Annotated in this window: 12 protein-coding genes and 1 pseudogene; 8 read left to right on the top strand and 5 right to left on the bottom strand. The window is 78.5% G+C overall.

What is annotated here, in order from left to right:
* Positions 1–95: 95 nt before the first annotated feature.
* Entirely contained in the window at positions 96–854 is a 759-nt protein-coding gene (locus VER05_RS14940) for a TIGR03089 family protein (protein ID WP_324846126.1), read from the bottom strand.
* A 182-nt stretch (positions 855–1,036) separates the two neighbouring features.
* On the opposite strand from VER05_RS14940, the gene VER05_RS14935 reads away from it, so the two are divergent.
* The 3 genes from VER05_RS14935 to VER05_RS14925 are packed head-to-tail and all read left to right on the top strand — an operon-like array spanning position 1,037 to position 7,237.
* Positions 1,037–1,366 carry a WhiB family transcriptional regulator gene (locus VER05_RS14935; RefSeq protein ID WP_277344637.1) on the top strand — a complete coding sequence of 110 codons (330 nt, stop codon included), beginning with the start codon at positions 1,037–1,039 and terminating at the stop codon, positions 1,364–1,366.
* Positions 1,367–1,392: 26 nt separating this feature from the next.
* Positions 1,393–5,583, top strand: coding sequence for a glycosyltransferase (locus tag VER05_RS14930; RefSeq protein ID WP_324846124.1), 4,191 nt, complete (start codon positions 1,393–1,395; stop codon positions 5,581–5,583).
* 1 nt (position 5,584) lies between these two features.
* Positions 5,585–7,237 (top strand): DUF5719 family protein, encoded by a 1,653-nt coding sequence (locus VER05_RS14925; protein ID WP_324846123.1) that lies wholly within the window; start codon positions 5,585–5,587, stop codon positions 7,235–7,237.
* A gap of 42 nt (positions 7,238–7,279) precedes the next feature.
* Here VER05_RS14925 and VER05_RS14920 read toward each other — a convergent pair whose 3' ends face one another.
* Together VER05_RS14920 and VER05_RS14915 are read right to left on the bottom strand one after the other, a co-directional pair.
* Positions 7,280–8,185 carry a glycosyltransferase family 2 protein gene (locus VER05_RS14920; protein ID WP_324846122.1) on the bottom strand — a complete coding sequence of 302 codons (906 nt, stop codon included), beginning with the start codon at positions 8,183–8,185 and terminating at the stop codon, positions 7,280–7,282.
* 12 nt (positions 8,186–8,197) lie between these two features.
* Positions 8,198–8,677 carry a metallopeptidase family protein gene (locus VER05_RS14915; RefSeq protein ID WP_324846121.1) on the bottom strand — a complete coding sequence of 160 codons (480 nt, stop codon included), beginning with the start codon at positions 8,675–8,677 and terminating at the stop codon, positions 8,198–8,200.
* Positions 8,678–8,750: 73 nt separating this feature from the next.
* On the opposite strand from VER05_RS14915, the gene VER05_RS14910 reads away from it, so the two are divergent.
* From VER05_RS14910 to VER05_RS14890, 5 genes are all read left to right on the top strand, one after another.
* A complete protein-coding gene (locus VER05_RS14910) occupies positions 8,751–9,131 on the top strand; it encodes a DUF3499 domain-containing protein (RefSeq protein WP_147794069.1) in 381 nt (126 codons plus the stop codon).
* Between the two features lie 6 nt (positions 9,132–9,137).
* Entirely contained in the window at positions 9,138–9,431 is a 294-nt protein-coding gene (locus VER05_RS14905) for a hypothetical protein (RefSeq protein WP_324846120.1), read from the top strand.
* A gap of 59 nt (positions 9,432–9,490) precedes the next feature.
* Positions 9,491–10,978, top strand: a complete 1,488-nt coding sequence (locus VER05_RS14900; protein ID WP_414647634.1) for a phosphomannomutase/phosphoglucomutase — start codon at positions 9,491–9,493, stop codon at positions 10,976–10,978.
* Positions 10,975–11,184 carry a Trm112 family protein gene (locus VER05_RS14895; protein WP_205693691.1) on the top strand — a complete coding sequence of 70 codons (210 nt, stop codon included), beginning with the start codon at positions 10,975–10,977 and terminating at the stop codon, positions 11,182–11,184. The genes VER05_RS14900 and VER05_RS14895 overlap by 4 nt, the downstream gene beginning before the upstream one ends.
* A 76-nt stretch (positions 11,185–11,260) precedes the next feature.
* Positions 11,261–12,181, top strand: a complete 921-nt coding sequence (locus VER05_RS14890) for a cation diffusion facilitator family transporter (RefSeq protein ID WP_324846118.1) — start codon at positions 11,261–11,263, stop codon at positions 12,179–12,181.
* 146 nt (positions 12,182–12,327) lie between these two features.
* Here the strand turns inward: VER05_RS14890 and VER05_RS14885 are convergent, their stop codons facing one another.
* Positions 12,328–13,527 carry an MFS transporter gene (locus VER05_RS14885; protein ID WP_324846117.1) on the bottom strand — a complete coding sequence of 400 codons (1,200 nt, stop codon included), beginning with the start codon at positions 13,525–13,527 and terminating at the stop codon, positions 12,328–12,330.
* Between the two features lie 122 nt (positions 13,528–13,649).
* Positions 13,650–14,154, bottom strand: a pseudogene (locus VER05_RS14880) (allophanate hydrolase); the annotation flags it as partial.

Raw genomic sequence — 14,154 nt, 5'->3', positions numbered from 1 at the left:
ACATCGCGGCGAGGTCGTCACTCGTTTCCGCCGACCTCGCGCCGGTGTGACGACCTCACCAGCCGGAGCCCGGTGGGCGCGCCGACCGGGCCGGGTCAGAGGCGGGCGGTGACCCGCTCGGACGCCGCGATCCGCTCCGCGCGGTCGGCGGCGTCCCCGGGCTCGGGGCGCAGCAGCACGACCGACCCGCCGCCCGCCAGCACGCCCAGCGCGGTGAGCAGCACGGACGCCGTGGCGGCGCGCTCGTCGGCCACCGGCAGCAGCGCGCGGGACCCGGGCTCGACCGGCGCCGCCCCCGCCGCCGCGGCGACCAGGCCCGCGTGCGGCACCGGCGTCGCGCCGACCTCCAGCGCCGGCTCCGCGGCCTCCACGGCCGGGGCCCAGCCGACGACGTCGCCGTACGTCATCACCGACTGCGCGGCGTCCAGCGCGCCGGCGGGCAGGTCGCCGTCGAACCGGCGGGCCAGGGCGGGCAGCGCCACCGCGACGACCCCGGCGCCGCGGGGCAGGTCGAGCGCCGCCGGGCGGTCGGAGACCACCACGTCGGCGGTCGACCGGGCCGCGTGCGCGTCGGTGGCCACGGTCGCGCCGACCCGCCACGCCGCTAGCGCCCACACGACGGTCCGCCAGTGCGGCGGCAGGTCCAGCAGCACGCGGGTCCCGGGTCCGGCGTCGAGCTCCTCGACGAGCAGGTTGGTGGTCTTGCTCACCCAGTTGTCCAGCACCGCGCCGGACAGCTCGATCCGCTCGCCCGCGGGCCCGTACCAGGTCAGCCGGGGGCGCCCCGGCTCGCTGAGCAGGGCGGACAGGACGTCGGCGACGGAGGCGGCGGGGCGGGGCGTCGAGGGGGTCACGCGAGCAGCCTAGGTGCCCGTGATAAAGGGGATCCGGACATATCGCCCGGTAAGCGCTTCAGTACCAGTCTTCCGCTTGACTACGCGGAACGACACGCGTGTAATTCCCTGGAACGGGTGGCACGCGGGTGACTGCGGACGCCCGGCGGACCATCGACACGAGCACGACGGGGGAGGCACACATGTGGAGTCTGCTCGACGACGAGGGACCCTTCCCGTCCGAGGCGCGCACGACCCAGCCCGAGGCGGTCGCGCCCGTGCTGCCGCTCTTCGGCACGCCCGAGGACGACGGCATCATGGGCTGGCAGGAGCGCGCCCTGTGCGCCCAGACGGACCCCGAGGCGTTCTTCCCCGAGAAGGGCGGCTCGACCCGCGAGGCGAAGAAGGTCTGCACCGGCTGCGAGGTCCGGGCGGAGTGCCTCGAGTACGCGCTCGCCAACGACGAGCGGTTCGGCATCTGGGGCGGCCTGTCCGAGCGTGAGCGCCGCAAGCTCAAGCGGCGTGTGGTCTGATCGCGCCCGCCGGGGCGCCTGACGTCGTGACCGCGTCCACGCTGCACCCCGGCGCGCCCGCCACGGGCTCCCTGCCCGCCGCCGCACCCGCGACGGCGGTGGTCGTCGCCCGCGGCGTCACCCCCTTCGTCGCGACGACGCTCCGCGCGCTCGCGGCCCAGACCCGCGCGCCCGCCCGGGTGCTGCTGGTGGACGCGGGCGACCGGCCCGACCCCGGCCTCGCCGCCGTGCTGCGGGAGGCCGGGCTGCCCGCGGGCAGCACCACGCTGCTGACCGCCCCCGGCGCGCGCACCTTCGGCGACGCCGTGCGCGCCGCGGTCGCGGCCGAGGACGACCTGCCCGGCGGCGGCTCCCGCTGGCTGTGGCTGCTGCACGACGACGCCGCCCCGGACCCGGCCGCGCTGGCCGAGCTGGTGCGCGCCGTGCAGGCCGCGCCGTCCGTCGGCGTCGCGGGCGTGAAGCAGCGCACCTGGACCGCGCCCGCCCGGCTGCTGGAGGTCGGCGTCCGCACCTCCCGGTCGGGGCGGCGCATGACCGACATGGAGCCCGGCGAGGTCGACCAGGGCCAGCACGACGGGCGCGAGGACGTGCTCGGCGTCGGCCTGGTCGGCGCGCTCGTGCGGCGGGACGTCTGGACCGAGCTGCGGGGGACCGACCCGGCGCTCGGCCCGTTCGGCGACGGCCTCGACCTGTGCCGGCGCGCGCGCCTGGCCGGGCACCGGGTGCTCGTGGTGCCCTCGGCGGTCGTCCGGCACGCGCAGGCGGCGTACCACGGCCTGCGCGACCCCGGCACGGACCCGGCCTCGATCGTCGACCTGGACGCGGACGGAGAGCCGGACGGCGCCGACCCGCGGCGGTCGTACGCCGCCCGCCGGGCCGCTCTGCTGCACCAGCGCCTGGTCTGGGCGCCGCTGCCGCTGCTGCCGTTCGTCGCCGTCATGGCCGTGCTCGCCGGCCTGGTGCGGGTGCTCGTCCGGATCGCGACCAAGGAGCCGGGGCTCGCCGCCGCCGAGCTGGCGGCGCCGCTGCGCGCCCTCGGCCGGCCCGCGGCCGTCGCCCGCGGCCGGGCCCAGGCCCGCCGCACCCGGGCCGTGCCGCGCCGCACCCTGCGGCCGCTGCAGGCCGACGGCCGCACCGTGTGGCGGCAGTGGCGCGACCGACGGCTCACCCGCGCCGAGGCCCGGCGCGTCGTCCGCGCGCCCAGCGAGCTGGAGCTGCGCGAGCTCGCCGCGCTGGCCGTGCGCCGCCGGGCGGGGCTCGCGGTGGTCGCGGTCGCCCTCGTCGTCGTGACGGCCGCCGCGTTCGGGCCGCTGGTGCTCGGCGCGCTGTCCGGGGAGTCGCTGGTCGGGGGCGCGCTGCTCGCGGCGTCGTCCGGGCTGGGCGACGTCTGGGCCGCCGCCACCAGCGGCTGGGTGTCCGGGGGCCTCGGCTCGCCCGGGCCCGCCGACGCGCTGGTCACGGCCCTGCTGCCCGGCACCGCGCTCGCCGGCGGCAGCCTCGGCGTGGCGCTCGCCGTGCTCGTGCTCGGCTCGGTGCTGCTGTCGGGGCTCGGCGCCTGGTTCGCCGCGGGCGCCGCCACCCGGTCCGTGGGCGTGCGGGTCTGGGCCGCGGTGGTGTGGGCCGCGCTGCCGAGCCTGCTGCTCGCCGCGGGCCAGGGGCGCGCCGGCGCCGTGCTGGTGCACGTGGCGCTGCCGTGGCTCGCGCTCGCGCTGGCGCGCGCCGTCGGGGCGCAGCAGGTCGACGTCGTGCTGTCCGGGGTCGCCACCGCCGCCCGCGCCGAGGACGGCGCCGGGGTGCCGGGGCGGGACCCGGGCGCGCAGGAGTGGCCCGACCCCGAGGCGTGGGCGCGCGCGGGCGAGCCGGCGCGCCGGCGGGGGCGCCGGGCCGCCGGGCGCGAGGAGCGCGCGGCGGAGGGCACGACGGGCGCGACGCCGGTGGTCACCGGCGCGACGCCCGCGGTGACCGGCGCGACGCCCGCGGTGACCGGCGCGACGCCCGCGGTGACCGGCGCGACGCCCGTGGTGACCGGCGCGACGCCCGCGGTCGCGGGCGGCAGCGCCGACGAGGCCGGCGACGGGCCGTCGACGGGCTCGGCCTCCGCCGCTGCCGGGGGCGAGCCGACCACTGATCGCGACCGGGACGAGGCCAGCGACGTGACGCCGGTGCGCGGCACCCGTGCGGTGCCGGCGGCGACCGGGGCGACCGAGGTCGTGACGGCGCGGGTCCCGGCGGACGGTGACGCGGGCACGGCTGACGACGCGGGTGCGGGCGAGGACGCGGCGGGTGCGGGCGACGACACGGCGGGTGCGGCCGACGACGCGGCTGCGGCCGACGCGGCGGCGGGCGCGCGGGACGACGACGCCGGCCGGTCGCGCGGCACGGACGGCCCCGGCGCGCCGGACGCCGCCGGCGACCGCGACGTCCCCGCGACCGCCGGCGACGCGCCCGCCGACCGCACCCCCGAGCCCGGCGCGACGCACCCCGACGCCCACGCCGACGACCTCCCCGCCGCGCCCGGCCGCCCGGCGGGCTCGATCGCCGCGGCCGCCGCCGCCTCCCTCGCCCTCGCCGTGGTGGCCGCGGGCGCCCCCGTGCTGCTGCTGCCCGGCGTCCTGCTCCTGCTGGCGGTCGCCGCCTGCGCCCCGCGGGGCCGCCGGCTGCGCGTCGTGCTGGCCGCGGTGCCGGCCCTGGTGCTGCTCGGCCCGCTGCTGGCCGAGGCGGCGTCCCGCGGCCTCGACGGCGTGCGCCTGCTGCTCGCCGACCCGGGCGCGCCGCTGGCCTCCGACCCGGCCTCCCCGGTCGCGACGCTGCTCGGCGTGCCGGTCGACGGCACCGCCCTGGTGCCGTCCTGGCTGCCCGGCTGGGTGCCCGGGGCGGTCGCCACCTGGTGGCCGGTCGCGACCGGCGGCGCCGTGCTGCTGCTCGCGCTGATCGCCCTGCTCCGGGGCGCCCCGGTCGCCCGCGCGGTCCGCCTGGGCTGGTTCGTCGCGGCCGTCGGGCTGGCCGCCGCGCTGGTCGCGGGCCGGGTGGCGGTCGGCGAGGACGACGGCACCGTCGTGGTCGGCTGGGCCGGCTCCGGCGTCTCGCTCGCGATGGCCGGGCTGCTGGCCGCCGCGGTGCTCGGCACCCGCGGGACGCGCGCCTGGCTGGACCGGGCGTCGTTCGGCTGGCGGCAGCTGACCGCCGCCGTGGTGACCGCCGTCGTCGTCGTCCTCCCGCTCGCCGCCTGGGGCGGCTGGGCGTGGCAGGCGCGCGACGGCGCCGCGGCTGACCTGACCACGATGGACCGCGCGGTCGTGCCGGCGATCGGCCGGCAGACCCAGCAGTCGGAGGACGCCCCGCGGGTGCTCGCGCTCGCCCCGTCCGCCGCGGGCCCGGCGGGGGTCGCGTCCGCCGCGACCGGCGCTGTCGACTGGCAGCTGCTCCGCGGCGACGGCCCGCAGGTGCTCGAGTCCGCCGCGGCCGCCCGCACCGCCGGCCTCGGCGGCGCGCTGACCGACCTCGCGGCGGCAGAGCCGGACGACGCCGACGCCGAGGTGCAGGCCGTCGTCGGCACGCTGGCCGCCGGGTCGAGCACGGACGTGGCGGCCGACCTCGCCGCGCTGGCCGTCGCGGACGTGCTGGTGCCGCCGCTGCCCGCCGCCGAGGACGACCTCACCCGCGCGCAGGCGCGCACCGCGCTCATCGGGCGCCTCGACGCCACGCCCGGCCTCGAGCGGATCACCGAGGGCGACTCCGGGGTCATCTGGCGCGTGCAGCCCTCGGGCGGCGCGGTCGGCGAGGAGGCCGCCGGGTCGTCGGACGACGGCGCCGCCGCCGTGCCCGCCGTGGTGACCGCCTGGGCCCGCCTGGTGCCGGACGCCCGCGCGGCGCAGGACGCGGCCGGCCTCGCGTCCGCCGACGCCGTCGCGGTGCCGGCCGTGCCCGGGGTCGTGGCGCGGGTGGACGCCGAGATCGGGGCGGGCGACGCCGGGCGGCTGCTCGTGCTGGCGGAGCGCGCCGACGCCGGCTGGCGCGCCACGCTCGACGGCCGGCCGCTGCGCGCGGTGACCGACGGCTGGCGGCAGACGTTCGAGGTCGGGGCGGAGGGCGGCCGGCTGGTCGTCACGCACACCGCGCCCGACCGGACGGCGTGGACGGTCGCGCAGGGCGCGGTGGGGCTGCTGGCCCTGCTGCTCGCCCTGCCCGTCCGGCGCCGTCGGGCTGGGAGGCGATGACATGACGGACCCGACCGCCGCCGCGCGCCCGCGCCGGACCGGGCGCGCCGCGCGCCTGCTCTCCGGGGTGCTCGTGCTCGGCCTGACGGGCGGCGTGGTCGCGCTCGCGGTCGCGGCGCCGCCCAGCGAGGCCGACCCGGTGCCCGCCGCGACGGTCGACGTCGCGCCGGCGGCGGCGACCCTGGTCTGCCCGGGTCCGCTCCAGCTGCCGGACGACGCGCTGTCCGGGGACTCGGCGTTCGACCGGGTGCCGGTCGCGCCCGTGGAGCGGGTCACCGGGTTCGACACGGCGACCTCCGCCACCGCCTCGCTGACCGTGCTCGGCGAGGACCCGGTCGCGCTCGCGGACGGGGCGGGCACCGTGTCGTCGCCGGGCGCCGCGACCGTGCTGCGCGCCGAGCCCGTGGCCGGGGAGCCCGCGCGGGTGGCCGGCGCCACGTCCTCGGTCGTCACGGACGGCGACCTGCGCGGCCTGTCCGCCGCGTCCTGCGCGCGCCCGTCCGCCGACGTCTGGCTGGTCGGCGGCAGCACCGAGATCGAGAGCACCGCCGACCTCGTGGTCGTGAACCCCGGCGCCACGCCCGCGGACGTCACCGTCGAGGTCTGGGGCCCGTCCGGCCCGGTCGACCTCGCCAACGGCGGCACGTTCCTGGTCGCGCCGGGCGCGGAGCGCGTGGTGTCGCTGCCGGGCGTGGCCGCCGAGCAGCGCCGGATCACGGCGCGGGTGACCGCCGCGGGCGGCCAGGTCTCCGCCTACCTGCAGGACTCGCAGCTCGACGGCTTCACCCCGCGCGGCACCGACCTCGTCACCGCGGGCACCGGCCCCGCCACGACCCAGGTGGTCCCGGGCATCTCCGTCGTCGCGACCGAGGTGGACGCCCCGGACGCCGGCGCGCTGCGGCTGCTCGTGCCCGGCGACGAGGGCGCGACCGTCTCCGTCCGGCTGCTGGGCCCCGACGGCGACGTCGCGCTGCCCGGCGCCCAGGAGCTCGACCTCCCGGCGGGCGAGGTCACCGACGTGTCGCTGGGCGGGCTCGCCGCCGGCAGCTACACCGCCGTGGTCGAGTCGACGGAGGCCGTCGTCGCCGGTGCGATGATCGCCCGCGAGGGGAAGGCCGGCGAGCTCGACGAGGGCCCCCGCCTCGAGCGCGCGTGGGCCGCGGCCGCCACGCCGGGCGGCGGCCTCGTGGCCGTGCCCGCGGGCACGACCGGGACGCTGGTGCTGACCGCGTTGCCGACCGGCGACGACGGCGACGCCGCGGCGGACCGGGAGCCGAGCGCCACGGCGTCCGCGTCGCCGAGCCCCGAGCCCACCGAGGGCCAGCGGCCCGACCCGGAGGCGGACGCCGCGCCGCAGGGCCCCGCGGTCACCGTCACCCTGCGCGCCTACGGCACCGCCGGCCTGCTCGCCGAGCGGGAGGTCGACGTGCCGGTCGGGTCGACCGTGCCGTACGGCTTCAAGGACCTCGGCACCCGCGTGGTGGGCATCGAGGTGGTGGCGCCGGACGACGACACCGTCGACCTCGCCTGGGCGCTGTCGTCCTCGGTCGCCCACGCGAGCGGCACGCTGCTCTCCGTGCTGTCGCCGGTGACCGACGCCGAGGCCGTCACCCGGGCCCAGGTGCGCGAGGGCTCGCGGGTCGGGCTGGACTGAGCGCCGGGACGGACCGGGCGCCGGGACGGACCGGCGGGGCGCTCAGCGCGCCCGGCGCAGCTCCACGACCTCGCGGCCCTTCAGCCCGGCGGACACCGCCACCCGGACCGGCCAGTGGTACCACCGGTGGTACCGCCGGTGCAGGTACCGCTCCGCGGACCGGTGGTGCGCCGAGATCATCGCGGCCGGCTTCGCCTTCCACGACACCCCGCCGACGTGGGTCACCCGCGCGGACGGCACGTAGAGGTTCGGCCGGCCCGCCAGCGCCAGGCGCTCGCCCAGGTCCACGTCCTCGAAGAACATGAAGTAGTCGTCGTCGAACCCGCCGACCGCCTCGAACGCGTCGCGGCGCAGCAGCAGGCACGCCCCGGACAGCCAGCCCGCGACCCGCTCCGCGCCGACCGTCTCCTGGCGGCGCTGGTACGCGCGGGTCCAGGGATTGCCCGGCCACACCCTGCCGAGCACGGCGTGGCCGGCGCCCTGGGTGAGCGACGGCAGCTCGCGCGCCGACGGGTAGACCGTGCCGTCCTCGTTGAGCAGGGCCGGCCCGAGCGCGCCGGCCGTCGGGTTCCGCTCCGCCGCGTCGAGCAGGGCGTCGAGCGAGCCGGGCTCCCAGACCACGTCCGGGTTCGCCACGACGAGGAACGGCTGCGTCGCGCCGCGGGCGCCGGCGTTCGCGCCGCCGCCGTAGCCGAGGTTCTCGCCCGTGCGGACGACGCGGCCGCCCGCCTCGGCGGCGACCCGGTCCGCGACCTCGGGGTCCGCGCCGTTGTCGACCAGCACCAGCTCGACCGGCGCGGTCGTCGCCGTCGCCAGCGACCGGGTGAAGTCGGTCAGCTCCGGGCCCGGGTTGTAGACGATCGTCACGACCCGGACGGCGGGGCGGTCCCCGGACGGCTCCGGGTCGGGGGTGGCGGGGGCGCGGCGCGGCTCGGGGCTGGTCGTCATGGCCGGGTCAGGCTACCGCCCGTCCCCGAGCTCCGGGTCGACCTCCTCGGGCGACCGGCCGAGCAGGTGCGCGACCTGCTCGACGACCACCTCGTGCACGACGTCCGCGAGCTCGTCCGCGTCGACCGCGCGGGACTCCACCGGCCGCCGGTACACCACGATCCGCGGCGGCAGCCCGGGCTGGGAGGGGAACGACCGGCCGAGCGGCACGCCGCCGGACTCCCACGGGGCGGGGTCGGACGGCGGCACGTCCTCGACGGCGAACTCGACCCCGTCGAGGTACTTCCCCCAGCGGACCTCCAGGCGCTCCACCGAGTCGAGCACCAGGTCGTCGAACCGCTCGGCGCGCGTGCGGTGCGCCGGCAGCGTCGCCGGGAGCAGCGGGCCGCGGATGCCGCGGCCGCGGCGGTCCCGGCGCCGGACCGCGCCGACGCGGGGGACGGGTCCCCCGGGGGTGCCGGGAGCGGCGGGGACGTGCCGACGGGGTGCCACCACGGCACTGTATCCGGGTGAGAAGGCGGGTCGCGCGCACGCTCGCGCCGCAGGCGGCGGTAGGTTCTACCCCGTGAGACCCGTCCGCCAGTGCTCCCGCACCGCGTGCGGTCGTCCGGCGGTCGCGACCCTGACGTACGTGTACGCCGACTCGACGGCCGTGCTCGGCCCGCTCGCCAACCTCGCCGAGCCGCACTCCTACGACCTGTGCGCCGAGCACGCGTCGCGCCTCACGGCCCCCCGCGGCTGGGAGGTCGTCCGGCTGACGCCCGAGTTCGTCGAGACCGGCCCGAGCCACGACGACCTGCTCGCCCTCGCCGACGCCGTCCGCGAGGCCGGCCGGCCGGCACCGCGGCACGCCGCCGCCGTGCCCGACGGGCTGCCGCCGGCCGCCGAGCTCGACACCGAACGCCGCCGCGGGCACCTCCGCGTGCTGCGCGGCGAGGAGGGCTAGCCCGCGATGGCCGGTGCAGGGGGCGGCGGCGGAGCGCGCCGCAAGGGTCGCCGGGGGGAGCCCGAGCCGACGCCGCTGGGCTCCCTGAGCCAGGCCGGCCAGGAGCACGCGCCCGGCACCGAGGTCTGCGAGGCCTGCGGCTCGACCCGGCTCACCCGGCTGCACCTCGCGCTGGCCGACGGGACCGACGTGACGTTCGTGTCCTGCCACGAGTGCGAGCACCGGGCCTGGTTCCCGCTGGACGGCGACGGGACGTCGCTGAGCCGGGACGAGGTCGTGCGGCGGTCCAGCCGGGGCTGACCCGGCACCCGTCCGGGTGGAGGGCAGCACCCCTGGTCGCACCGCGTGACGACACCCCGATGGGATACCGTGACGCCGTGCCCGAGACCTCCGCGCTGCCCGACCTGACCGGCCTGATCAAGGCGTACGACGTCCGGGGCACGGTCCCGGACCAGCTGAACGCCGACGTCGCCCGCGCGATCGGCGCGGCCTTCGCCGACGTCGTCGTCCTGCCCGAGGCCGCGGACGGTGCCCGCCCGCGCGTGGTCATCGGCAACGACATGCGGCCGTCCGGGCCGGAGCTGGTCGGCGCGTTCGCCGCGGGGCTGGCCGCGCGCGGCGTCGACGTCATCACGATCGGGCTGTGCTCGACCGACGGCCTGTACTTCGCGTCGGGCAAGCTCGGCATCCCGGGCGCCATGTTCACGGCGAGCCACAACCCCGCCGAGTACAACGGGATCAAGCTCTGCCGCGCGGGCGCCCGCCCCGTCGGCCAGGACTCGGGCCTGTCCCGGGTGCGCGACCTCGCCGCCGAGTACCTGCGCGACGGCGTGCCGACCCCGGCCGAGGGCGCCGCGACCGGCGAGGTCACGGAGCAGGACCTGCTCGGGGACTACGCGTCGTTCCTGCGCGGCCTGGTCGACCTGTCCGGCATCCGCCCGCTCAAGGTCGTCGTGGACGCCGGCAACGGCATGGGCGGGTTCACCGCGCCGGCCGTGCTCGGCACCGGCGCGGGCCTGCCCGAGCTGCCGCTCGAGGTCGTGCCGCTGTACTTCGAGCTGGACGGGACGTTCCCGAACCACGAGGCGAACCCGCTGGAGCCGGAGAACCTGCGCGACCTGCAGAAGGCGGTCGTGGAGCACGGCGCGGACCTCGGCCTCGCGTTCGACGGCGACGCCGACCGCTGCTTCGTCGTCGACGAGAACGGCGACCCGGTCAGCCCGTCCGCGATCACGGCCCTCGTCGGCCTGCGCGAGATCGAGCGGGAGAAGGCGGAGGGCCGCACGCCCACCGTGATCCACAACCTCATCACCTCGATGGTCGTGCCCGACCTGGTGACCGCGGCCGGTGCGAAGGCCGTCCGCACCCGGGTGGGCCACTCGTTCATCAAGGCGCAGATGGCGGAGTCGGACGCGGTGTTCGGCGGCGAGCACTCGGCGCACTACTACTTCCGCGACTTCTTCTTCGCGGACACCGGCATGCTCGCGGCGCTGCACGTGCTCGCCGCGCTCGGCGGCCAGCCGCACCCGCTGTCGGCGCTCGCCGAGCAGTACCAGCCGTACGTCGCCTCGGGGGAGATCAACTCCCGCGTCGCCGACGTCGCCGCGGCCCGCGCGCGGGTCGTCGAGGCGTACGTCGAGCAGCAGGGCGCGGGCCCGGTCACGGTCGACGAGCTCGACGGCCTGACCGTGTCGCACTGGGACGGCCACCCGCAGTGGTGGTTCAACCTCCGCGCGTCGAACACCGAGCCGCTGCTGCGGCTCAACGTCGAGGCCGCCGACGAGGACATCATGGAGAAGGTCCGCGACGACGTGCTCGCCCTCGTCCGCCAGGACGGTGCCGCGTGAGCGCCGCCGAGCCCGTGGGCACCACCGGCCTCGCCCCCTGGGTGCGGGAGCTGCTGCGCTGCCCCGTGACCGGCGCGACCCTGGTCGACGGCGTCGGCCCGGGCGGCCAGCCCGAGCTCGTGTCGACGGACCCGGACCGCCCGCTGGCGTACCCGGTCCGCGACGGCATCCCCGTCCTCCTCGCCGACGAGGCCCGCCCGGTCTAGCATCTCCGCTCGGGCCACCGCGCGGCGGCCTCGGGGGACCTCGGTCGCCCGTGCGCTGACCAGCGGAGGGACCGGCATGGCACACGGAGGCGGGAACAAGGCGATCATCGCCGCGCTGTCCGCGAACCTGGGCATCGCGGTGACGAAGTTCATCGCGTTCCTGCTCACGCAGTCGAGCTCGATGCTGGCGGAGTCGGTGCACTCGGTCGCGGACTCGGGCAACCAGGTGCTGCTGCTGCTCGGCGGCAAGCGCGCTCGGCGGGCGGCTGACGAGCAGCACCCGTTCGGCTACGGGCGCGAGCGCTACATGTACGCGTTCATCGTGTCCATCGTGCTGTTTAGCCTGGGCGGCCTGTTCGCGCTGTACGAGGCGTGGCACAAGTTCGCCGACCCCCACCCGATCGAGTCCTGGCAGTGGGTGCCGATCGCGGTCCTGCTCGCGGCGATCGTCATGGAGGGCTTCTCCTTCCGCACGGCGATCAAGGAGGCGAACCACACCCGCGGCGACCAGAGCTGGGTGTCGTACATCCGCACCGCCAAGGCGCCCGAGCTGCCGGTCGTGCTGCTCGAGGACTTCGGCGCGCTGATCGGTCTGGTGCTCGCGCTGTTCGGCGTGTCCATGACGCTCGTGACGGACGACGGGCGCTGGGACGCGATCGGGTCCGCCGCGATCGGCGTCCTGCTCGTGCTGATCGCGATCGTGCTCGCCATGGAGACGAAGAGCCTGCTGCTGGGCGAGTCGGCCAGCCGCAAGGACGTCGACGCCATCCGGGCCGCGCTGGTCGGGCCGGGCGTGCCGTCGGTGATCCACCTGCGCACGCTGCACCTGGGGCCGGAGGAGCTGCTGGTCGCGGCCAAGATCGAGGTGCCGGCGGCGTCGAGCGCGGCGGACGTCGCGGAGGCGATCGACGCGGCGGAGCAGCGGGTGCGGGCGGCGGTGCCGATCGCGCGGGTGATCTACCTGGAGCCGGACCTGCGGCACGCGCTCGCCGGCTGACCCCCAGGGCTGACCCCCAGGGCGGACACCACCGGGTGGAGCGTTCTGCCCGACACGCCGGCGCGTGTCGGGCAGAACGCTCCACTCGTCTCCACTCCTGCGACGAACCGGGCCCGGGCCCGGGCCGGGGTCGGGTGGGCGAGCGGTCAGACCGCCGCGACCGCGGGGCGGCGGGACAGGGCCGCGACGAGGACGACCGCCACGACCATGACCCCCGCCGCCGCGGCGCCGAGCACCGCGTAGCCCGGGCCGGCCACGACCCAGCCGCCCACCAGGGCCCCCAGGCCGGTGCCGAGCGAGATGATCGACGAGTTCAGCGCCACCACGAGCTGACCGTGCCGGCCCGCCAGCGTGAGCAGGACGTTCTGCAGCGGCGAGTTCATCGCCCACGCGGCGAACCCCCAGAGCGCGAACACGGCGAGCGCGGTCCACGCGGTCGCCGTCGCGGGGGTGAGCAGCAGCAGCGCCACCACCGACGTCGCCAGCGCGAGGACGATGCTGCGCGCGGCGCCGAACCGGTCCGCGAGCCGGCCGCCGACGACGTTGCCCGCGACGCCCGCCACGCCGTACGCCAGCAGCACCGCGCTGAGCAGGGCCCCGGTCAGGCCGCCGAGGTCGGTGAGCAGCGGCGACGAGTACGTCTGCACCATCAGCGCCGACGCGGTCTCCAGCATCGAGACGAGCAGGACCACGGCGACCAGCCCGGGCAGCGCGGCGCCGGCACCCCCCGGCGCGCCGAGGTCGGTCGTTCCACCCGAGATCGGTGCGTCGACGGACCGATCTCGGCCCGAGGCACCGATCTCGGCGTCCACGGCGGCGGCGCGCGGGACGCGGACCAGCGCCAGGACGCTCGCCAGGGCGATGAGCGCCAGGCCGCCGACCACCGCGTAGACCCCGCGGTAGCCGAGCGCCGGGCCCAGCAGGTTGCCCGCCGGGGCGCCGAGCACGGTCGCCGTCGTCAGCCCGCCGAACACCGTCGCCACGGCCCGGCCGCGGCGCCCGGGCGGGGCCAGCCGGGCCGCGAGCACCGTGGCCGTCGGCGTGAACCCGCCGGCCGCGACCGCCGACAGCCCGCGCAGGACGGCCACCTGCTCGTAGGTCGTGGCGAACGCGGTGCCGCCGGTGGCCAGCGCGAACAGCCCCAGCGCCACCGCCATGAGCAGCCGCCGCGGCACCCGCCCCACGACCAGCGTCAGCAGCGGCGTCGAGATCGCGTACGTGAAGCCGTAGACGCTGACCAGCGTGCCGACCTGGCTGACCGAGACGCCGAGCTCGGCGGACACGCTCGGCACCAGCCCGGCCATGACGTAGGAGCCGAACCCGATCGCGAACGTCCCGGTCGCCATCGGCCAGAGCCGCGGCCCCCGGGCGCGCGGCCCGGCGGCGCCCGGCGGCGCGGGGGGCGGCGCGGGGGACGAGACCGCGCCCCCCGCACCGCCCGCGACGCCCGTCCCGGCGGTGCCGACGGTCACGCGGGCACCGCGACGGGACCGCGCGCGCCCGCCACCCCCGCCGCCAGCGCCCCGGCCGCCGCCGCCCCGTCGGCCCCCGGCCCCGACGGCGCGCCGTCCAGCACCTCCCACGCCCCGGGCCCGGCGGCGGCCAGCAGTCGGCCCGCCAGGTCCAGCGCCGCGCCGTCCGCGCCCCCGCGGGTCAGCACCGAGACACCCACCCGCTCGCCGGGCACCCCGGCGTCGACGGGCACGGCCACGGCCGCGTACCCGAACAGGTTGCAGAAGTTGGTGTACGTCCCGAGCCGGGAGTTCACCGCCACCGGCTCCGCGGCGACGTCGGCCAGCGTCGGGTGGTGCGTGGTCGTCGGCAGCAGCAGTGCGTCGGCGTCGCCCAGCCCGGCCTCGGCGACGACCCGCAGCTCGGCGAGCGTGACGAGGTCGCCGGCGTACCGGTGCGCGGGCAGCGCGCCCGCGGCGCCGATGATGCGCGCGACCACGGGGTCGAGCCCCGCGGGGGCG

It is taken from the genome of Cellulomonas sp., from assembly GCF_035634735.1.
In the GTDB taxonomy this organism is placed as follows: domain Bacteria; phylum Actinomycetota; class Actinomycetes; order Actinomycetales; family Cellulomonadaceae; genus Cellulomonas.
This window is presented reverse-complemented; position numbering and strand designations above follow the sequence as displayed.

Coding starts and splice junctions, on each gene's coding strand:
- VER05_RS14935 (WP_277344637.1), top strand. CDS start 1,037: ATGTGGAGTCTGCTCGACGACGAGGGACCCTTCCCGTCCGAGGCGCGC.
- VER05_RS14925 (WP_324846123.1), top strand. CDS start 5,585: ATGACGGACCCGACCGCCGCCGCGCGCCCGCGCCGGACCGGGCGCGCC.
- VER05_RS14920 (WP_324846122.1), bottom strand. CDS start 8,185: ATGACGACCAGCCCCGAGCCGCGCCGCGCCCCCGCCACCCCCGACCCG.
- VER05_RS14905 (WP_324846120.1), top strand. CDS start 9,138: ATGGCCGGTGCAGGGGGCGGCGGCGGAGCGCGCCGCAAGGGTCGCCGG.
- VER05_RS14900 (WP_414647634.1), top strand. CDS start 9,491: ATGGGATACCGTGACGCCGTGCCCGAGACCTCCGCGCTGCCCGACCTG.
- VER05_RS14890 (WP_324846118.1), top strand. CDS start 11,261: ATGGCACACGGAGGCGGGAACAAGGCGATCATCGCCGCGCTGTCCGCG.
- VER05_RS14885 (WP_324846117.1), bottom strand. CDS start 13,527: ATGGCGACCGGGACGTTCGCGATCGGGTTCGGCTCCTACGTCATGGCC.